This is a genomic window from Aquincola tertiaricarbonis (genome assembly GCF_023573145.1).
GTDB classification, from domain to species: Bacteria; Pseudomonadota; Gammaproteobacteria; order Burkholderiales; family Burkholderiaceae_C; genus Aquincola; species Aquincola tertiaricarbonis_B.
Window position 1 is genome coordinate 3,335,451 of the sequence record NZ_CP097636.1, and the last position, 18,353, is coordinate 3,353,803.

Here is an 18,353-nt window from a genome sequence, read left to right on the forward strand (position 1 = left end):
AGAATCCCGCCATGATAGCCAGCCCGCCTCGGCGCACCATGTTTCGAATCGAATACCTCGGCCTCCTCGGGGCCCTGATGGCCGTCAGCGGCTGCAGCTCGTGGCAGCAGTCGCTCAAGACCAGCGACAACATCCTGGGCGTCATCACGCCGTACCGCGTGGAGGTGGTGCAGGGCAACGTCGTCACCCGCGAGCAGATCGAGCTGGTCAAGCCGGGCATGAACCGCGCCCAGGTGCGCAACGTGCTGGGCTCGCCGCTGCTCACCGACCTGTTCCATGAGAACCGCTGGGACTACATCTTCACCATCAAGCGCCAGGGCACCGAGCCCCAGCGCCGCAGCGTGGTGCTGATGTTCGACGGCGACACGCTGAAGTCCATCGACGCGCCCGACCTGCCGGGTGAGCAGGACTTCGTCGCGTCGATCAGCCCGATCAAGGTCAGCAACAAGGAGCCCAAGCTCGAGCTGACGGAAGAACAGCGCAAGGCGCTGCCCATCCCGCCCAAGCCCGAGCCGGCTGCCTCGGCGCCCGACTTCTCCGGCCCCACCCGGCCTTACCCGCCGCTGGAGGCTGCCAAGTGAGCGCGCCGCTTCGCATTGCCATCGCCGGCTCGTCCGGCCGCATGGGCCGCATGCTGATCGAGGCGGTGGAAGCCGCCGACGACTGCGTGCTGGCCGGCGCCCTCGACGTGGCGGGCAGCCCCGCGCTGGGCACCGACGCCACCGCCTGGCTGGGCCGCGAAAGCGGCGTCAAGGTCACGGCCGACGTGCGCACCGCGCTGGCCGATGCCCAGGTGCTGATCGATTTCACCCGCCCTGAAGGCACGATGGCCCACCTGGCCGTCTGCCGCGAGCTGGGCGTGCGCGCCGTCATCGGCACCACCGGCTTCAGCGACGCGCAGAAGGCCGAGATCGCCGAGCACGGCCGGCACACCGGCATCGTGATGGCGCCCAACATGAGCGTGGGCGTGAACGTGGTGCTCAAGCTGCTGGACATGGCCGCCCGCGCGTTGAACGAGGGCTACGACATCGAGATCATCGAGGCCCACCACCGCCACAAGATCGACGCGCCCAGCGGCACCGCGCTGAAGATGGGCGAGGTGGTGGCCGCCGCGCTGGGCCGCGATTTGAAGGAGTGCGCCGTGTACGGCCGCGAAGGCGTGACCGGCGAGCGTGACCCCAGCACCATCGGCTTTGCTACGGTGCGTGGCGGCGACATCGTCGGCGACCACACCGTGCTGTTCGCCGGCACCGGCGAGCGCATCGAGATCACGCACAAGAGCAGCAGCCGCGTGACCTACGCACAGGGCAGCCTGCGGGCCGCCCGCTTCCTGGCCGACAAGCCGCAAGGCCTGTTCGGCATGGAAGACGTGCTCCGCCTGAACGCCTGACGCCGCATGGACGGCGGCTTCGGGGCGTTCTGGCACGCCAGCGACGGTGTGGGCCGCACGGTGGCGGCGCTGCTGCTGCTGATGTCGGTCAGCGCCTGGGTGGTGATCGTGTGGAAGGCCTGGGTGCTGCGCCGCGCGGCGGGTGACATCCAGCGCGCGGTGCCGGCCTTCTGGGCCGCGCAGCGGCTGGACGCAGGCCGCCAGCGGCTGGCCTCGCTGGACCGCGAGAACCTGCTCGCGCCGCTGGTGGACGCAGCCACCGCGCCCTCGGCGCCCGGCACGCTGGCCACTGACGCGCACCTCTCCTCCCAGCTCACACGGCGGCTGCGTGATGCGCTGCACCGCGGCCTGGCCCACCTGCAGTTCGGCCAGGTGCTGCTGGCCTCGGTGGGCAGCACCGCGCCGTTCATCGGCCTCTTCGGCACGGTCTGGGGCATCTACCACGCGCTGGCCAACATCTCGGCCGAAGGCGGCATCACCATCGAACGCATCGCCGGCCCGGTGGGTGAGGCGCTGGTGATGACGGCCGCCGGCCTGGCCGTGGCCATTCCGGCGGTGCTGGCCTACAACCTGTTCGGCAAGTGGGTGAGCGCCTGCGAGGCCGAGCTGGAAGGCTTCGCCCACGACCTGCGCGAGATGATGCTGGCGCGCAGCAGCGAGTCCTGAGCGGCCCCGTCATGGCTTTCGGCCGCCTCGAACGCAACCCCGGCGCCAAGCCGATGAGCGACATCAACATGACGCCGCTGATCGACGTGATGCTGGTGCTGCTGGTGATCTTCATGATCACCGCGCCGCTGATGACCAGCAGCCTGAAGCTCGACCTGCCCAAGAGCGACGCCGGCCAGCCCAGCGAGGCGCCGGCCTTCGTCACCGTGGCCATCGACGAGCAGGGCCGGCTGTTCCTCGATGAGCAGCCGCTGGCACAAGAAGCGCTGGCCCAGCGCCTGGCCGATGCCGGCCGCGCCAACCCGCAGCTGGAAGTGCAATTGCGCGCCGACCGCCGCGTGCCTTATGGCGACGTGGCCCAGCTGATCGGCCTGATGCAGAAGGCGGGCCTCAGCCGCATCGGCTTCGTCACCGAGCCCGGCACGCCTTAGCCACGCCCGGGGCGCGACCCGTCCCTACAATCGGCCGCATGAACGACAAGTACATGCCGGCCGAGGTCGAGGCCGCGGCGCAAAACCACTGGAACGCACGCGACGCCTACCGCGTGACCGAAGACGCGAGCAAGCCCAAGTTCTACGCCTGCTCGATGCTGCCCTACCCCAGCGGCAAGCTGCACATGGGGCATGTGCGCAACTACACCATCAACGACATGCTCGCCCGCCAGCTGCGGATGAAGGGCATGAACGTGCTGATGCCGATGGGCTGGGACGCCTTCGGCCTGCCGGCGGAAAACGCGGCGATGAAGAACAAGGTGCCGCCCGCGCAGTGGACCTATTCCAACATCGCCTACATGAAGAAGCAGATGCAGGCGATGGGCTTGGCCATCGACTGGAGCCGCGAGGTGGCCACCTGCTCGCCCGCCTACTACAAGTGGAACCAGTGGCTGTTCCTGCAGATGCTGCAGGCCGGCATCGCCGAGCGCCGCACCCAGGTGGTGAACTGGGACCCGGTGGACCAGACCGTGCTGGCCAACGAGCAGGTGGTGGACGGCCGCGGCTGGCGCTCGGGCGCACTGGTGGAAAAGCGCGAGATCCCGGGCTACTACCTCAACATCACCAAGTACGCCGACGAGCTGCTGGAGCATGTGCAGCAGCACCTGCCGGGCTGGCCCGAGCGCGTCAAGCTGATGCAGGAGAACTGGATCGGCAAGAGCGAAGGCGTGCGCTTCGCCTTCCCGCACGACATCCGCGATGAGGGCGGCGCGCTGATCCAGGACGGCCGGCTGTACGTGTTCACCACGCGCGCCGACACCATCATGGGCGTGACCTTCTGCGCCGTGGCGCCCGAGCATCCGCTGGCCGCGCATGCCGCGCGCAGCAACCCGGCGCTGGCCGCCTTCATCGAGCAGTGCCAGCAGGGCGGCACCAGCGAGGCCGAACTGGCCACCAAGGACAAGGAAGGCCTGCCCACCGGCCTCTTCGTGCAGCACCCGCTGACCGGGGACGCGGTGGAGGTGTGGGTCGGCAACTACGTGCTGATGAGCTACGGCGACGGCGCGGTGATGGGCGTGCCGGCGCACGACGAGCGCGACTTCGCCTTCGCCAAGAAGTACGGCCTGCCCATCACCCAGGTGGTGGCGGTGGACGGCGAGCACTACAGCTACGACGCCTGGGCCGACTGGTACGGCGACAAGCAGCGCGGCGTGGTCATCAACTCCGGCAACTACAGCGGCCTGCGCTACCACGACGCGGTGGATGCCATCGCGCGCGACCTGGCGGCCAAGGGCCTGGGCGAGAAGAAGACCACCTGGCGCCTGCGCGACTGGGGCATCAGCCGCCAGCGCTACTGGGGCACGCCCATCCCCATCATCCACTGCGCCGATTGCGGCCCGGTGCCGGTGCCCGAGAGCGACCTGCCGGTGGTGCTGCCCGAGGATCTGATCCCCGACGGCAGCGGCAATCCGCTGAACAAGTGCGAGTCGTTCCTGAACGTCGCCTGCCCGCGCTGCGGCCAACCCGCCAAGCGCGAGACGGACACGATGGACACCTTCGTCGATTCGTCCTGGTACTTCATGCGCTACTGCGACCCGGCCAACACCCGGCGCATGGTGGCCGAAGGCACCGATTACTGGATGCCGATGGACCAGTACATCGGCGGCATCGAGCACGCGATCCTGCACCTGCTGTACGCCCGCTTCTGGACCAAGGTGATGCGCGACCTGGGCCTGGTCAAGATCGACGAGCCCTTCAAGCGGCTGCTCACCCAGGGCATGGTGCTCAACCACATCTACAGCCGGCGCAGCGCGCAGGGCGGCATCGAATACTTCTGGCCGCATGAGGTCGAGAACGTGTTCGACGCGGCCGGCAAGATCACCGGCGCCAAGCTCAAGAGCGACGGCTCGGCGGTGGACTACCAGGGCGTGGGCACCATGTCCAAGTCCAAGAACAACGGCGTCGACCCGCAGGAGCTGATCGACCGCTACGGCGCCGACACCGCGCGGCTGTTCGTCATGTTCGCCAGCCCGCCCGAGCAGACGCTGGAATGGAACGACGCCGGCGTGGAAGGCGCGCACCGCTTCTTGAAGCGCGTGTGGGCCTTCGGCGCCAAGAACGCCGCCGCCCTCAGCACCGCCGCCGACGTGGGCGGCGAGCTGTCGCCCGCGGCCAAGGCGCTGCGCCGCGAGGTGCACCTGGTGCTCAAGCAGATCAGCTACGACTACGAGCGCATGCAGTACAACACCGTGGTCTCCGGCGCGATGAAGCTGCTCAATGCGCTGGAAGACTTCAAGGCCGCGCCCGGCGACGAGCCGGCGCTGCGTGAAGGTTTCTCGGTGCTGCTGCGCGGCCTGTACCCGGCCTGCCCGCACATCACCCACGGGCTGTGGCAGCAACTGGGCTACGCCGACCGCCTGGGCGACCTGCTGGACGCGCCCTGGCCCGAGGTGGACGAAGCCGCGCTGGTGCAGGACAGCATCGAGCTGGTGCTGCAGGTCAACGGCAAGCTGCGTGGCGCGGTGACGGTGCCCGCCGGCGCCGACAAGGCCGCCATCGAAGCCGCCGCCCTCGCCCACCCCGAGTTCATCCGCTTCGCCGAAGGCAAGCCGGCCAAGAAGGTGATCGTGGTGCCGGGCCGTCTGGTCAACGTGGTGGTGTGATGCAGCGTCGGCAACTGCTCGGCCACTCCGCGGCGCTGGCCGCCGGCGCGCTGCTGGCGGGCTGCGGCTTCCAGCTGCAGCGCCCGCCGGAGCTGCCCTTCCGCACCATCGCGCTCACCGGCTTCAACCCGCGCTCACCGTTGCTGGCCGAGCTGCGCAGCCGGCTGGGCAACACCCAGCTGACCGAGAACCCGGCGCAGGCCGAGGTGGTGCTGCAGGCCCTGACCGATGCGCGCGAGCGCAGCGTGGTGGCCACCACCGCGGCCGGCCAGGTGCGTGAAGTGCAGCTGCGCTCGCGCTTCAACTTCCGGGTGCAAGCCAGGGGCGGGCGTGTGCTGCTGCCGCCCTCGGAGCTGCTGCTCACCCGCGACATGAGCTACAACGAGACCGCGGCGCTGGCCAAGGAACAGGAAGAAGCGCAGTTGTACCGCGCGATGGAAGCCGACATCGCACAGCAGGTGCTGCGCCGCCTGGCCGCGGTCCAACCTGCCTGAACCTGATATGCAGGTTCGCACAGACCAGCTCGCCGCCCATCTGGCCAAGGGCCTGAAGCCGCTGTACGTGGTGCACGGCGACGAGCCCCTGCTGGCCCAGGAAGCGGCCGACGCCGTGCGCGCCGCGGCGCGGGCGGCCGGCTATACCGAACGCAAGGTGTTCACCGTCAGCGGCGCGCACTTCGACTGGAGCGGCCTGCTCGGCAGCTCGCAGGCGATGAGCCTGTTCGCCGACCGCCAGCTGATCGAGATCCGCATCCCCAGCGGCAAGCCCGGCAAGGAAGGCTCCGACGCCCTGCAACGCTACTGCCAGACGCTGTCGGACGATGTGCTGACGCTGATCCACCTGCCGCGGCTGGACGGCCAGCAGCTCAAGAGCAGCTGGTTCACCACGCTGGACGGTGCGGGCGCGACGGTGCGCGTGGAGCCGGTGGACCGCCGTGAACTGCCCACCTGGATCGCCCGCCGGCTGTCGGCCCAGGGCCAGCAGGTGGCAGCCGGCGACGAGGGCCAGCGCACGCTCGCCTTCTTCGCCGACCGGGTGGAAGGCAACCTGCTGGCCGCCCACCAGGAGCTGCAGAAGCTGGCCCTGCTGTACCCGGCCGGCCCGCTGAGCTATGCCCAGGTGGAGGCCGCCGTGCTGAACGTGGCGCGCTACGACGTCTTCAAGCTGGGCGAAGCGGTGCTGGCCGGCCAGGTGGCCCGCGCGCTGCGCATGCTGGACGGCCTGCGCGCCGAAGGCGAGGCGCCGGTGCTGGTGCACTGGACGCTGGCCGAGGACATCCGCGCCATCAAGCGCGTGCAGGACGCGATGGCCGACGGCAAGCCGCTGCCGATGGCGCTGCGGGAACAACGGGTGTGGGGCGTGAAGGAACGCCTCTTCGAGCGGGTGCTGCCCGCGCTGAGCAGCCACGACGTGGCGGCGCTGGTGGAAGGCGCCAGTGTGTGCGACGGCATCGTCAAGGGCCTGAAGCACCCCGACTGGCCCACCGACGCCTGGGAGGCGCTGCGCCGCCTGGCGCTGATGCTGATGCAGCGGGTGCTGCCGGCACCGCGCGACCCACGCTCGATGCCGCTGCCGCTGGCGTTGCGCGGCTGACGTCCGCTTTCAGTAGCCGCGCTGCAGATCGACCAGGTGCTGCAGCGGCCGGCCATCGCGCAGCGCGCGCAGGTTGGCCACGGCCACGGCGCTGGCGCTGCGAGGGTCGGTGGCCGCGGCGGCGTGGGGCAGCACCGTGATCTGCGGATGGGCCCAGAACGGGTGGTCGGCCGGCAAGGGTTCGGTGTGAAACACATCGAGCACCGCATGGCGCAGCTGGCCGCTGGCCAAGGCAGCCAGCAGGTCGGCTTCCACCAGGTGCGCGCCGCGCGCCAGGTTGACCAAGGCCGCGCCGCGCGGCAGCTGCGCGAACAGCCCGGCATCGAGGATGCCACGCGTCTCGCCGGTCAGCGGCAGCAGGTTCACCACCACCTCGGCCTCGGCCAGCAGCGGCGCCAGCGGCACGCCGCGGCGCCAGCCGCTCACCGGGTAGCCCTGGGCCTGCAGCCGCGCGGCCGCGGTGCTACCCATCTCACCCTGGCCCAGCACCAGCACCTTCACTTCATCGGCGCGGCGCTGCGGCAATGCGCGCCACAGGCCGGCCTGCTGCTGGCGAGCGTAGTCGAAAAAGCGGCGGTGCAGGCTGAGCACGGCCCACACCGCGGTTTCGGCCATCGCGGCATTCATCGCCGGATCGACCATGCGGGCGATGGGCACGCCGGCCGGCAAGGTGTCGTGGCGCATCAGCCGGTCCACGCCCGCCCACAAGCTCTGGATGAGGCGCAGCCGCGGCAGGCCCTGCAGTCGGCCCGGCGGCGGGTTGGCCACCACGGCCACCTCGATCTGGTCCGCAGGAAAAGCCTCGTCGTCGCGCCACCAGCGCGCCTCGGGCATCGCGGCCTGCAGCTGGGCCAGCCAATCGTCGCGGTCGGCCGGGCTGAAGCTGCCGCTCAGCAGCACCTGCAGCGGCGCGCCCGCCGTGCTCATTCGGCGGCCACCTGCAGCAGCCGCTGCAAGGCCAGCGCCACCGTCTGCGCTCGCACCGCGCGGCGGTCGCCGGCCAGTTGCAGCAGCTGGGGCCGTGCCGCCTCGCCCCGCCGCGCGACGGCCAGCCACACCGTGCCCACCGGCTTGCCGGGCACCGCGCCGCCCGGCCCGGCGATGCCGGTGACGGCGACGGCCAGGTCGGCCCGCGCATGGGCCAGCGCACCTTCGGCCATCGCGGCCGCCACCTCGCGGCTGACGGCGCCGTGACCGGCGATCAGCGCAGCGTCCACGCCCAGCAGCTCGGTCTTGGCCTCGTTGCTGTAGGTGACGAAGCCGCGCTCGAACCAGTCGCTGGAACCCGCCACCGCGGTGCAGGCGGCGGCGATCAGCCCGCCGGTGCAGCTTTCGGCGCTGGCCATGCGCAGGCCGCGCGCACGCAGCGCCTCGGCCAGCTGCAGCACCTGGGGTTCGACGTCGCTCACATCCATGACACCACCGCCCTCCACAACGCGATCACCAGCAGCGCGCACAGCGCCGCCACCAGGTCGTCGATCATGATGCCGAAGCCGGCGCGCCAGCCCGGCAGCGCGCCGGCCGGCGACTTGAAGCGGCGGTCGGCCCAGCGCACCGGGCCGGGCTTGGCCATGTCGAAGAAGCGGAACAGCACGAAGGCCACCGTCTGACCCACCAGGCCCGCCGGGGTGATGAGCCACAGCACGATCCAGAAGGCCACGACCTCGTCCCAGACGATGGCGCCGGGATCGGCGGTGCGCAGTTCGCGCGCGGTGCGGGTGCAGGCCCACCAGCCCACCAGCAGGCTGGCGCCGATGACCCCCGCCCATTGCGCTTCGGTCAGCCACAGGTTCAGCACCAGGAAGGCCAGCCAGGCCCACAGCGTGCCCACGGTGCCGGGCGCCAGCGGGGACAGGCCGCTGCCGAAGCCCAGCGCGATCCAGGCATGCAGCCGCGGCAGCATGAAGCGAGCGGAGGGGCGCCGCGGGGCGGCGAGAGCGGTGTCGGTCATGCTTTGAAGTGGTCGAACGAGGCCAGGCCGTGGTCCACGGGCCGGCCGGCGGCGTCCACCACCCGCAGGCCCGGCTCGGCCTGGATGTGGCCGACGCAGGTGACGGCCACGCCGGCCGCTCGGCCGGCGGCCTGCACCGCGGCCGCGGCTGCGGCCGGCGCGGTGAACACCAGCTCGTAGTCGTCACCGCCGGCCAGCGTGCACTGGCGCTGCACCGCCAGCGGCTGCGCGGCCAGCAGCGGGCTGCGGGGCAGCGCATCGGCCTCGAGCTGCGCACCCACGCGCGAGCGCTTCAGGATGTGACCCAGGTCGCCCAGCAGGCCGTCGCTGATGTCGGCAGCGGCGGTGGCCACGCCCTGCAAGGCCTGGCCCAGCGCCACGCGTGGCGTGGGGCGCTCCATCGCCAGCCGCACCTGCTCGAAGGCCTCACCCGCCAGAGGCAGCGTGCCGCGGAACACTTCCAGCGCCAGCCGGGCATCGCCCAGGGTGCCGCTGATCCACAGCTGGTCGCCCGGCCGTGCGCCCGAGCGCAGCAGCGCCCGGCCCGGCGGCACTTCGCCGAACACGGTGATGCTGATGTTGAGCGGCCCCGCCGTGGTGTCGCCGCCCACCAGCTCGATGCCATGGGCATCGGCCAGCGCGAACAGGCCCTGAGAGAAGCCGGCCAGGAAGGCTTCGTCCACCCGCGGCAGTGCCAGCGACAGCGTGAAGGCCAGCGGCCGTGCGCCGCAGGCCGCGAGGTCGGACAGATTGACCGCCAGCGACTTGTGGCCCAGCCGCTCGGGCGCGACGGTGCTCAGGAAGTGGCGGCCCTCCACCAGCATGTCAGTGGAGATGGCCAGCTGCATGCCGGGCGTGGGCGCCACCAGCGCGCAGTCGTCGCCGATGCCCAGCACCGCACGGCCGCCGGGCCTGTCGAAGTAGCGGTGGATGAGGTCGAATTCGCCGAGCGCCATGCCGGTCACCGCGCGGCCGGCGGCGCGGCGGGCGGCGGCGCGGTGTCGATGGCGGCGTCGCGCAGCAGGTTGGCCAGTTCCACCGCCGACTTCACTTCCATCTTCTCGAACACGCGGGCGCGGTGCACTTCCACCGTGCGCACGCTGATGTTCAGCGCGTCGGCGATCAGCTTGTTCGGCCGGCCCTCGATCACCAGGCGCATCACCTCGCGCTCGCGGTCGGTGAGTTCGGCCAGCGCCTTGCGCAGGCCGTCGTGGCTGCGGCGGCGCTCGATGGCGGCGGCGCTGATCTCCAGCGCCTTGACGATGCGGTCGACCAGCGCGTTGTCGGAAAACGGCTTCTCGACGAAGTCGAAGGCACCGCGCTTGACCGCGGCCACCGCCGTGGGCACATCGCCATGGCCGGTGAGAAAGACCACCGGCAGCGCATCGAGCCGGCCCAGCTCGGTCAGCCGCTCGAACAGCGCCAGGCCGCTTTCGCCGGGCATGCGCACGTCCAGCAGCAGGCACGAGGGCGCGGTGGGCCAGGCGCCGCCGTGCTGGCGCCATTGCGCATCGAGGAAGGCGTCGAAGGCCTCGGCGCTGGCGAAGCCCTCGGACAGCAGGCGGCGCGAGCGCAGCAGCCAGGCCAAGGCGTCGCGCACCACGTCCTCGTCGTCGACGAGGTAGACCATCGGCAGGCCGAGCGAGGCAGGCAGGGTGAGCATGGGATCGGGCAACACGTTGGCCGCGATGCTACCCCGCCGCTTCGGCCCCGGCGGTGCTGGCGTCGCTGCGCTGGCGCGCAGGGTCGGTGGCCGGCAGCGTGAACATGAACTCGGTGCCGCGCAGCGGCTGGCCGTCGTCGTCGGCGCGGGCATGGAAATCCAGCGCGCCGCCGTGCTGCTCGATCACCGTGCGGCACAGGCTCAGGCCCAGGCCCATGCCTTCGCTGCGGGTGGTGAAGAAGGGCGTGAACAGCCGCGCCGCCACCTCGGGCGCGATGCCGGGGCCGGCGTCCAGCACGCTGAAGCTCACCCAGCGGCCCTGGGCCTGCCGCACGCGGATGGTCAGCACCCGTTCGGCCAGCGGCGTGCTGCTTTCCATCGCCTGGATGCCGTTGCGGGTGAGGTTGAGCAGCACCTGCTCGACCATCGTGCGGTCGGCCAGCACCCGCGGCGGCGGCGTGGGAATGTCCAGCTCGATGCGGGTGCCGCTCTTGCGAGCCTGCAGCCGCACCAGCGGCATCACCGCGTCGATCAGCTGCGAGGCCGAGATGGCCTCGCGCGCCTGCTCGCGGCGGCGCACGAAGTCGTGCACGCTCTTGATCACGCGGCCGGCGCGCTCGGCCTGTTCGGCGATGCGCGTCAGGCCCTGCTGCAGCATGCCCAGGGTCTCGCCGTCGGGCTCCTGCAGCAGGTTGAGCGAGCCGGTGGCATAGCTGGCAATCGCCGCCAGCGGCTGGTTGAGTTCATGGCTCAGCAGCGAGGCCATCTCGCCCACGGTGGCCAGGCGGGCGGTGGCCTGCAGCCGGTCCTGCTGCTGGCGCGACAGTTCCTCCACCCGGCGCTGGGCGCTCATGTCCAGCACGGCGCTCATCCAGCCCTTTTGCTTGCCCACGTTGTCCACCAGCGGGGCCTCGTAGATCATCACCGGGAAGCGCTCGCCGTTCTTGCGCATGAACTCGGTCTCGAAGCCCTGCTGGATGTCGCCGCGGTCGCGCACCATGCCCAGCCGGTTGCGCTGGCGCACCTGGTATTCGTCCACCCGGTCGGTGGGCCAGTAGGCGGGCGGGTTGCTGTTCATCAGCTCCTCGGCGCCAAAGCCCACCATCGTGCAGAAGGCCGGGTTCACGTAGGTGATGCGGCCTTCCAGGTCGCGCGCACGCAGCCCGGTGATCAGCGAATCCTCCATCGCCTTGCGGAAGGCCAGCGCCTCGGCCAGCGCCGATTCGGCCAGCGCGCGCTTGCGCACATCGCGCAGCAGCAGCAGCACCACCGCGAACAGCGCCAGCGACAGCCCCAGCACCAGCGCGGTGGCCAGGTTGGGAATGACGCGCGGGCTGCCCTCGGCGCTGTCGATGCGCAGCACCAGCGAGCTGCCGGGCAGGTCCAGCACCCGCTGCGCCTGGTACACGCCGGCGCCGCGCGGCACGCCGGCACGGGCCAGCCGGGTGCCGTCGCCCTCGACGAAGGACACCTCGTAGGCGCGGGACTGCTCGGGCGTCAGCGCCTCGTCCAGCAGCGCGCCCAGCGCCAGCGTGGTCACCAGGTAGTGCGGCGTGCGGGTGGCGTTGACGATGGGGATGCACAGGTCCACCACTTCCAGGCCGGTGCCGCCCATCTGCGGCACGAAGTACGTGCGCGAGAACATCGGCGTGCCGGCGCGGCGGGCGGCGGTGCAGGCCAACTCTGCCTCGATGCCCATCGACAGCCGGGGCAGCTGGGTGAAGATGGGCGCGCGGTAGGGTGAGTCCACCGCGTCGTCGATCTCGAAGAGGCTGTTGCGCCGCTCGACGCGCAGCAGGTCGTGGCGGGCGCGCAGCAACTCGCCGGCATCGGCCCGCCAGCGCTCGGGCGAAGGTTCATGCCACACCAGGGCCTGCAGGCTTTGCACGCTGCGCTGCACGTCGCGGCGCAGCTCGGCCACCACCTGGCCGGCCAGTTCCTCCACCCGTTCCTGGGCACGCACGCTCTCGTAGTTGAGCGTCAGCAACACCAGCAGCGTCTGCGCGACCAGCAGCAGCGCCACCAGCGTGGCCCACAGCAGCGCCCGCCGCACGCGGCGCGGCGGCCGCCTCAGCAAGAGCGGAAGGCTGCTGGTACTCATCACGAATCAGTATGGGTCAATGCCCATGCAAAGGTGCTACGCAGTTTTGCGCATCAATGTCCGACGTCACCGGCGCGACACTCGGCGCCCGGTGGGGGCAAAATCGCTGCCCCTTTTGCCGCACAACCACGGACTACAAAGCCATGCCCAGCCAGGAAGAGAAACGAGCCGAACTTCGCCGTGCAGCACTCGAGTATCACGAGTTCCCCACGCCCGGGAAGATCGCCGTCGTTCCCACCAAGCAACTGGTGAACCAGCACGACCTGGCACTGGCCTACTCGCCCGGCGTGGCCGCGGCCTGTGAAGAGATCGTGGCCGACCCGGCCAACGCCTTCCGCTACACCTCGCGCGGCAACCTGGTGGCGGTGGTCACCAACGGCACCGCGGTGCTGGGCCTGGGCAACATCGGCCCGCTGGCCGCCAAGCCGGTGATGGAAGGCAAGGGCGTGCTGTTCAAGAAGTTCGCCGGCATCGACGTCTTCGACATCGAGCTGTCCTGCGACAGCCTGGACAAGCTGGTGGACGCCATCGCCGCGCTGGAGCCCACCTTCGGCGGCATCAACCTCGAGGACATCAAGGCGCCGGACTGCTTCTACGTCGAGCGCAAGCTGCGCGAGCGGATGAAGATCCCCGTCTTCCACGACGACCAGCACGGCACCGCCATCGTGGTGGGCGCGGCGCTGATGAACGGCCTGAAGGTGGCTGGCAAGAAGATCGACGAGGTCAAGCTCGTCACGTCTGGCGCCGGTGCCGCCGCCCTGGCCTGCCTGAACCTGCTGGTCAAGCTGGGCGTGCCGCGCAAGAACATCTGGGTGACCGACCTGGCCGGCGTGGTGTACCAGGGCCGCACCGAGCTGATGGACCCCGACAAGGCCGAGTTCGCGCAGGAAACCGCGCACCGCACCCTGGCCGAGGTGATCGAGGGCGCCGACGTGTTCCTGGGCCTGTCGGCCGCCGGCGTGCTCAAGCCCGCGATGGTCAAGACCATGGCGCCCAACCCGGTGATCTTCGCGCTGGCCAACCCCACGCCCGAGATCCTGCCCGAGGAAGTGAAGGCGGTGCGGGAAGACGCCATCATGGCCACCGGCCGCAGCGACTACCCGAACCAGGTCAACAACGTCCTGTGCTTCCCGTACATCTTCCGCGGCGCGCTGGACTCGGGCGCGACCACCATTACCACCGAGATGGAAATCGCCACCGTGCATGCCATCGCCGAGCTGGCCCAGGCCGAGCAGAGCGAGGTGGTGGCTGCGGCCTACGCCGGCGCCACGCTGAGCTTCGGCCGTGAGTACCTGATTCCCAAGCCCTTCGATCCGCGGCTGATGATGAAGATCGCGGTGGCGGTGGCCCGTGCCGCTGAAGAGTCGGGCGTGGCTGCACGCCCCATCACCGACTACGACGCCTACGTCGAGAAGCTGCAGACCTTCGTCTACGCCTCGGGCACCACGATGCGCCCGATCTTCAACGTGGCCAAGCGCGCCCAGCACAAGCGCGTGGCCTACGCCGAAGGCGAAGAAGAGCGCGTGCTGCGCGCGGTACAGGTGGTGGTGGACGAAGGCCTGGCACGCCCGACGCTGATCGGCCGCCCGGCCATCATCGCGCAGCGCATCGAGAAGTTCGGCCTGCGGCTGGCCGCCGGCCGCGACTACGACGTGGTGAACACCGACCACGACGAGCGCTACACCGGCTACTGGCAGACCTACCACCAGCTGATGGAACGCAAGGGCGTGACCAAGCAGCTGGCCAAGATCGAGATGCGCCGCCGGCTGACGCTGATCGGCACCATGCTGCTGCACGACGGCGAGGTGGACGGCCTGATCTGCGGCACCTGGGGTACCACCAACCACCACCTGAACTACGTGGACCAGGTGATCGGCCGCCGTCCGGGCGTGAACACCTACGCCTGCATGAACAGCCTGATCCTGCCGGGCCGCCAGGTGTTCCTGGTCGACACGCACGTCAACTACGACCCCACCGCCGAGCAGCTGGCCGAGATCACCGTGCTGGCCGCCGAGGAACTGCGCCGCTTCGGCGTCGTGCCCAAGGCCGCGCTGCTGTCGCACAGCAACTTCGGCTCCAGCAACCAGCCTTCGGCGCTGAAGATGCGCGACACGCTGGAGCTGGTGCGCCAGCAGGCGCCCTGGCTGGAGATCGACGGCGAGATGCACGGCGACACCGCGCTGGACGCGCCCTACCGCGCCGACGTGATGCCGCGCAGCACGCTGACCGGTGAAGCCAACCTGCTGGTGCTGCCCAACATCGACGCGGCCAACATCTCGTACAACCTGCTGAAGACGGCGGCCGGCGGCGGCATCGCCATCGGCCCGGTGCTGCTGGGTGCGGCCAAACCGGTGCACATCTTGACGCCTTCGGCCACCGTGCGGCGTATCGTCAACATGACGGCCCTGACTGTCGCGGACGCCAACGCCGCACGCTGACCCCTTGCTGGAATGTAAATCGCTTGACAGCGGCCGTCGGTGCTCGATCCGACGGTTTTTCGGGGCGCGGGTGAGTAGTTAGTACACACTCATAACCTCAGGCCGCTGCCCGAAACTGAGGCAGCGGCTTGAGCTTTTGCACCTGAGTCGGTACCATTCCGGCTTTCAGGTTTCAGGGTTAACCCCGTGATTCAGGCCCAACGGTCTTCTTTGGTGCAGCGCCTCCGCAAGTTGGGGCTCACCCTCGGGGCCGCGGCGGTGATGGCAGGCTCGGCTTCGGTCACGCTTGCCAAGCCATCGCCACAGGAGCCGGGTGCCGCCGTCAGCAGCGTCGTCAGCTTGTCGCAGCTGCCTGCCGAGGCACAACGCACGGAACGCCTCATCCGGGCTGGTGGCCCCTTCCCGTACGAGAAGGACGGCAGCGTGTTCGGCAATCGCGAACGGCTGCTGCCCCGACAGGCGAGAGGTTACTACCGCGAATATACGGTGAAGACTCCAGGCGTCCGCCACCGCGGCGCCCGGCGCATCGTGTGTGGCGGCCAGCAAGTCACCAAACCGGAAGCCTGTTACTACACCGACGACCACTACGCGAGCTTCCGCCGCATCGTGCAGTGAACACGTTTCCAGCCCTTGAACCCAGGAGGATCGCGACCATGCTCTTGCAGACAGTCCGTCCGAACATCGTCCAGGCCATCCGCGCCTACCGCGTCGATGACCTCATGAAGTCCGCCCAGGAGGTCGGGCAGCATTTCTTGTATGCGAACCTGGCCAACGCCCAGTCGAAACAGGAAGTGCTGGAGGCCATCGCCGAGTCCTTCCTGTTCCCGGCGCACTTCGGCAAGAACCTGGACGCCTTGTACGACTGCATGACGGATCTGGTTCACAAGTCGGGCACGCAGCCCGGCTTCGTGGTGGTGCTTGAACAGCTGCCCGACAACGCCCGCTTCGACCGCGAAGCGCGCGAGCAGCTGCTCGACGTGTTCCGTGATGCGGCCGACTTCTGGGCCGATCGGAAAATACCATTCCGATGTTTCTATTCTTTTCAGTAGCCCGCTCCCAGGAAAACGGGTCATGGGAGCGGGCTGCTGAGACGGCCCAAGAGACGACGACTGCCAAGCCGAAGAGCACTTCGAAGGCGGCTGCGAACAACAACTTCGGCATGAACATGCCGATGATGAGCAGCGCGTTCGATACCGCGATGTGGCTGAACGCTGCCTGAGGCAGCGCTTCGTTCAACTCTGTTCTGACGACGGCGGCCCTCGGGCCGCCGTTGTTGTTTGTGCCCCCAAGCTCGCGTTGCTCGCGGCCCCCCAGGGGGCGCGTTCAGCCTTGGGGCGGCCCGGCGGCTGAACCTTTGCGCCTGAATTTCAGGCGACGGCAGCCGCCAGTGCCACGAACTCGGCCACCGGCACTTCCTCGGCGCGGCGCGCCAGGTCGAATTCGCCGGCAAAGCCGCGTTCTTCCAGCCAGTGGCCCAGGGTGTTGCGCAGCACCTTGCGCCGCTGCGAGAAGGCCACCGCCACCAGCTCTTCCAGCCGCGCCACGTCCACCACGGCCGGCGTGGGCCAGGGCAGCATGCGCACCACGGCCGATTCCACCCGCGGCGGCGGATCGAAAGCCTCGGGCGGCACGTCGATCACCAGCTCCATGTGGTAGCGCCACTGCAGCATCACCGACAACCGGCCATAGGCCTTGCTGCCCGGCTCGGCCACCATGCGGTCGACCACTTCCTTCTGCAGCATGAAATGCTGGTCCTGCACCGCGTCCACCGCGCCCAGCAGGTGAAAGAGGATGGGCGTGGAGATGTTGTACGGCAGGTTGCCCACCACCCGCAGCGGCTGGCCGCGTTCGGCGCGCAAAGCGCCAAAATCCACCTTCAGCACATCGGACTCGACCACGGTCAGGCCGTCCTGCTTGCGCAGGCGGGCCGCCAGGTCGCGATCCAGCTCCACCACGGTGAGCTGGCCGCAGCGCGCCTTCAGCGGCTGGGTGATGGCGCCCAGACCAGGGCCGATCTCCACCAGCGCCTGGCCGGGCTGCGGGTCGATGGCGTCGACGATGGCTTCGATCACGTAGCCATCGGACAGGAAGTGCTGCCCGAAGCGCTTGCGGGCGATGTGCTTCAAGGCTGCTGGGGCGCTTCGCGCAGCTCGACGTAGGCGCGGGCGCGCAGCTCGCGCACCCATTCGTTGTAGGCGTCGTCGAACTTCTGCTCACGCAGCGCGTTGCGGGCCTGCTCGCGCAGCTGCTTGGGGTCGACGTTGACGACGCGACGCTCCAGCACCTGGATCAGGTGCACCCCGAAGCGCGAGGTGACGGGCTCGGAAATGCCCATCAGCGGCAGGCGGTTCATCGCCTCCTCGAACTCGGGCACGAAGCTGCCGGGCGAGGTCCAGCCCAGGTCGCCGCCCAGCGGCGCACTGCCGTCTTCGGAGTTGGCGCGGGCCAGGGCCTCGAAGCTGGTCTTGCCGCTCTCGATCTGCTGGCGGAACTCAGCCAGCCGGCGCACGGCCACTTCGGCCGGCACCTGGGCCGAGGGCCGCAGCAGGATGTGGCGGGCGTGGGTCTGGGTGACCTGCAGCGCGCCGCCGTACTTGCGCTCGACCACCTTCAGGATGTGGAAGCCGGCCCCGGTGCGCAGCAGCGTGGGCGCCACGTCGCCCGCCTTCAGGTTGGCCACGGCGTTGACGAACACGTCGGGCAGACGGCTGGCGGGCCGCATGCCGATCTGGCCGCCGCGCTCGCGGTTGGCGTCTTCCGACACCTCGCGGGCCACGGTGGCGAAGGCCTCACCGGCCTTGACGCGGGCCATCGCGGCCTCGGCCTTGGCCCGGCGCTCGGCCACCACGGCATCGCTGGCGCCTTCGGGCACCGTCACCAGGATCTGGGCGATGTCGATCTCGGGCTGGGCGGCGGCCTGCTGGCGCTGGCGCTCGATGGCGGCGTCGATCTCGGCGTCGCTGATCTTGATGCGCGACTGCACCTCGCGCTCACGCACCCGCTCGATCATCATCTGGTCGCGCAGGTTGTTGCGAAAGCGCGTGTAGTCCAGGCCTTCACGGCGCAGGCGCTCACGCAACTGCGCCATCGTGAGCTGGTTCTGCGCGGCCACGCTGGCCACGGCGCGGTCCAGCTCGGGCTCCTCGATCTTGACGCCGCTGTCGCGGGCGAAGCTGAGGATCGCGCGTTCCTCGATCAGCAGCTCCAGCACCTGCTTGCGCAGTTCCGCCTCCTCGGGCAGGGTCTGGCGGGCACGGGCCGCTTCTTCGCGCACGCGGGCCAGGCGCTGTTCCACCTCGAAGGCGGTGACCAGTTCCTGGTTGACGATGGCGGCGATGTGGTCGGCCTGACGCACCGGCACACGGTTGGTGGTGGACTGGGCCGACACGGACACGGCGACCCCGCAGCACAGGGTGAAGGCCAGCGCCTTCGATAGCAAAGCTTGTTTCATCGAACG

Annotated in this window: 19 protein-coding genes; 11 read left to right on the forward strand and 8 right to left on the reverse strand. The window is 69.8% G+C overall.

Translation table 11 applies throughout. The annotated features are described in order from the left end of the window. The first annotated feature begins 38 nt into the window (after positions 1 to 38). Genes MW290_RS29780 through holA form a run of 7 tightly spaced genes read left to right on the forward strand, consistent with a single transcriptional unit; the run spans position 39 to position 6,743 of the window. Complete coding sequence (locus MW290_RS29780; protein ID WP_250197960.1) at positions 39 to 581, forward strand: outer membrane protein assembly factor BamE; 543 nt, start codon at positions 39 to 41, stop codon at positions 579 to 581. Beyond that, positions 578 to 1,390 carry a 4-hydroxy-tetrahydrodipicolinate reductase gene (gene dapB, locus MW290_RS29785; protein ID WP_250197961.1) on the forward strand — a complete coding sequence of 271 codons (813 nt, stop codon included), beginning with the start codon at positions 578 to 580 and terminating at the stop codon, positions 1,388 to 1,390. Before MW290_RS29780 ends, dapB begins: the two co-directional genes overlap by 4 nt. 6 nt (positions 1,391 to 1,396) lie before the next feature. Continuing rightward, complete coding sequence (locus MW290_RS29790) at positions 1,397 to 2,056, forward strand: MotA/TolQ/ExbB proton channel family protein (RefSeq protein WP_250197962.1); 660 nt, start codon at positions 1,397 to 1,399, stop codon at positions 2,054 to 2,056. Between the two features lie 11 nt (positions 2,057 to 2,067). After that, positions 2,068 to 2,487, forward strand: coding sequence for an ExbD/TolR family protein (locus tag MW290_RS29795; protein WP_250197963.1), 420 nt, complete (start codon positions 2,068 to 2,070; stop codon positions 2,485 to 2,487). 38 nt (positions 2,488 to 2,525) lie between these two features. Continuing rightward, positions 2,526 to 5,150, forward strand: a complete 2,625-nt coding sequence (gene leuS, locus MW290_RS29800; protein WP_250197964.1) for a leucine--tRNA ligase — start codon at positions 2,526 to 2,528, stop codon at positions 5,148 to 5,150. Then, complete coding sequence (locus tag MW290_RS29805; RefSeq protein ID WP_250197965.1) at positions 5,150 to 5,644, forward strand: LPS-assembly lipoprotein LptE; 495 nt, start codon at positions 5,150 to 5,152, stop codon at positions 5,642 to 5,644. Before leuS ends, MW290_RS29805 begins: the two co-directional genes overlap by 1 nt. A 7-nt stretch (positions 5,645 to 5,651) precedes the next feature. Then, a complete protein-coding gene (gene holA / locus MW290_RS29810) occupies positions 5,652 to 6,743 on the forward strand; it encodes a DNA polymerase III subunit delta (RefSeq protein WP_250197966.1) in 1,092 nt (363 codons plus the stop codon). A 9-nt stretch (positions 6,744 to 6,752) separates the two neighbouring features. Here holA and MW290_RS29815 read toward each other — a convergent pair whose 3' ends face one another. The 6 genes from MW290_RS29815 to MW290_RS29840 are packed head-to-tail and all read right to left on the reverse strand — an operon-like array spanning position 6,753 to position 12,458. Continuing rightward, entirely contained in the window at positions 6,753 to 7,670 is a 918-nt protein-coding gene (locus MW290_RS29815) for a 2-hydroxyacid dehydrogenase (protein WP_250197967.1), read from the reverse strand. Beyond that, a complete protein-coding gene (locus tag MW290_RS29820) occupies positions 7,667 to 8,158 on the reverse strand; it encodes a CinA family protein (RefSeq protein ID WP_250197968.1) in 492 nt (163 codons plus the stop codon). The genes MW290_RS29815 and MW290_RS29820 overlap by 4 nt, the downstream gene beginning before the upstream one ends. Then, the gene (locus MW290_RS29825) at positions 8,149 to 8,694 is read right to left on the reverse strand and encodes a phosphatidylglycerophosphatase A family protein (protein WP_250197969.1); all 546 of its coding nucleotides are present in this window, start codon (positions 8,692 to 8,694) and stop codon (positions 8,149 to 8,151) included. Before MW290_RS29825 ends, MW290_RS29820 begins: the two co-directional genes overlap by 10 nt. Further along, complete coding sequence (gene thiL / locus MW290_RS29830; RefSeq protein WP_250197970.1) at positions 8,691 to 9,650, reverse strand: thiamine-phosphate kinase; 960 nt, start codon at positions 9,648 to 9,650, stop codon at positions 8,691 to 8,693. Before thiL ends, MW290_RS29825 begins: the two co-directional genes overlap by 4 nt. A gap of 5 nt (positions 9,651 to 9,655) precedes the next feature. Continuing rightward, entirely contained in the window at positions 9,656 to 10,357 is a 702-nt protein-coding gene (locus MW290_RS29835) for a response regulator transcription factor (protein WP_250197971.1), read from the reverse strand. A gap of 28 nt (positions 10,358 to 10,385) precedes the next feature. Beyond that, entirely contained in the window at positions 10,386 to 12,458 is a 2,073-nt protein-coding gene (locus MW290_RS29840; protein WP_250197972.1) for a two-component system sensor histidine kinase NtrB, read from the reverse strand. A gap of 143 nt (positions 12,459 to 12,601) precedes the next feature. Here MW290_RS29840 and MW290_RS29845 point away from each other — a divergent pair, with 143 nt between their 5' ends. The 4 genes from MW290_RS29845 (at position 12,602) to MW290_RS29860 (ending at position 16,115) form a co-directional block, all read left to right on the forward strand. After that, positions 12,602 to 14,896: an NADP-dependent malic enzyme gene (locus tag MW290_RS29845; RefSeq protein WP_250197973.1), complete on the forward strand. Its 2,295-nt coding sequence runs from the start codon at positions 12,602 to 12,604 to the stop codon at positions 14,894 to 14,896. A gap of 261 nt (positions 14,897 to 15,157) precedes the next feature. Next, complete coding sequence (locus tag MW290_RS29850) at positions 15,158 to 15,511, forward strand: guanyl-specific ribonuclease (protein ID WP_250200136.1); 354 nt, start codon at positions 15,158 to 15,160, stop codon at positions 15,509 to 15,511. 38 nt (positions 15,512 to 15,549) lie between these two features. After that, positions 15,550 to 15,945, forward strand: a complete 396-nt coding sequence (locus MW290_RS29855) for a barstar family protein (protein ID WP_250197974.1) — start codon at positions 15,550 to 15,552, stop codon at positions 15,943 to 15,945. Beyond that, positions 15,924 to 16,115 (forward strand): hypothetical protein, encoded by a 192-nt coding sequence (locus MW290_RS29860; RefSeq protein ID WP_250197975.1) that lies wholly within the window; start codon positions 15,924 to 15,926, stop codon positions 16,113 to 16,115. The genes MW290_RS29855 and MW290_RS29860 overlap by 22 nt, the downstream gene beginning before the upstream one ends. A gap of 148 nt (positions 16,116 to 16,263) precedes the next feature. Here MW290_RS29860 and rsmA read toward each other — a convergent pair whose 3' ends face one another. Further along, a complete protein-coding gene (rsmA, locus tag MW290_RS29865) occupies positions 16,264 to 17,022 on the reverse strand; it encodes a 16S rRNA (adenine(1518)-N(6)/adenine(1519)-N(6))-dimethyltransferase RsmA (protein ID WP_250197976.1) in 759 nt (252 codons plus the stop codon). Next, a complete protein-coding gene (locus tag MW290_RS29870; RefSeq protein ID WP_250197977.1) occupies positions 17,019 to 18,347 on the reverse strand; it encodes a peptidylprolyl isomerase in 1,329 nt (442 codons plus the stop codon). The genes rsmA and MW290_RS29870 overlap by 4 nt, the downstream gene beginning before the upstream one ends. Between the last annotated feature and the right edge of the window lie 6 nt (positions 18,348 to 18,353).

Coding starts and splice junctions, on each gene's coding strand:
- MW290_RS29780 (WP_250197960.1), top strand. CDS start 39: ATGTTTCGAATCGAATACCTCGGCCTCCTCGGGGCCCTGATGGCCGTC.
- MW290_RS29790 (WP_250197962.1), top strand. CDS start 1,397: ATGGACGGCGGCTTCGGGGCGTTCTGGCACGCCAGCGACGGTGTGGGC.
- MW290_RS29795 (WP_250197963.1), top strand. CDS start 2,068: ATGGCTTTCGGCCGCCTCGAACGCAACCCCGGCGCCAAGCCGATGAGC.
- leuS (WP_250197964.1), top strand. CDS start 2,526: ATGAACGACAAGTACATGCCGGCCGAGGTCGAGGCCGCGGCGCAAAAC.
- MW290_RS29805 (WP_250197965.1), top strand. CDS start 5,150: ATGCAGCGTCGGCAACTGCTCGGCCACTCCGCGGCGCTGGCCGCCGGC.
- holA (WP_250197966.1), top strand. CDS start 5,652: ATGCAGGTTCGCACAGACCAGCTCGCCGCCCATCTGGCCAAGGGCCTG.
- MW290_RS29815 (WP_250197967.1), bottom strand. CDS start 7,670: ATGAGCACGGCGGGCGCGCCGCTGCAGGTGCTGCTGAGCGGCAGCTTC.
- MW290_RS29820 (WP_250197968.1), bottom strand. CDS start 8,158: ATGGATGTGAGCGACGTCGAACCCCAGGTGCTGCAGCTGGCCGAGGCG.
- MW290_RS29825 (WP_250197969.1), bottom strand. CDS start 8,694: ATGACCGACACCGCTCTCGCCGCCCCGCGGCGCCCCTCCGCTCGCTTC.
- thiL (WP_250197970.1), bottom strand. CDS start 9,650: ATGGCGCTCGGCGAATTCGACCTCATCCACCGCTACTTCGACAGGCCC.
- MW290_RS29835 (WP_250197971.1), bottom strand. CDS start 10,357: ATGCTCACCCTGCCTGCCTCGCTCGGCCTGCCGATGGTCTACCTCGTC.
- MW290_RS29840 (WP_250197972.1), bottom strand. CDS start 12,458: ATGAGTACCAGCAGCCTTCCGCTCTTGCTGAGGCGGCCGCCGCGCCGC.
- MW290_RS29845 (WP_250197973.1), top strand. CDS start 12,602: ATGCCCAGCCAGGAAGAGAAACGAGCCGAACTTCGCCGTGCAGCACTC.
- MW290_RS29850 (WP_250200136.1), top strand. CDS start 15,158: ATGGCAGGCTCGGCTTCGGTCACGCTTGCCAAGCCATCGCCACAGGAG.
- MW290_RS29855 (WP_250197974.1), top strand. CDS start 15,550: ATGCTCTTGCAGACAGTCCGTCCGAACATCGTCCAGGCCATCCGCGCC.
- MW290_RS29860 (WP_250197975.1), top strand. CDS start 15,924: ATGTTTCTATTCTTTTCAGTAGCCCGCTCCCAGGAAAACGGGTCATGG.
- MW290_RS29870 (WP_250197977.1), bottom strand. CDS start 18,347: ATGAAACAAGCTTTGCTATCGAAGGCGCTGGCCTTCACCCTGTGCTGC.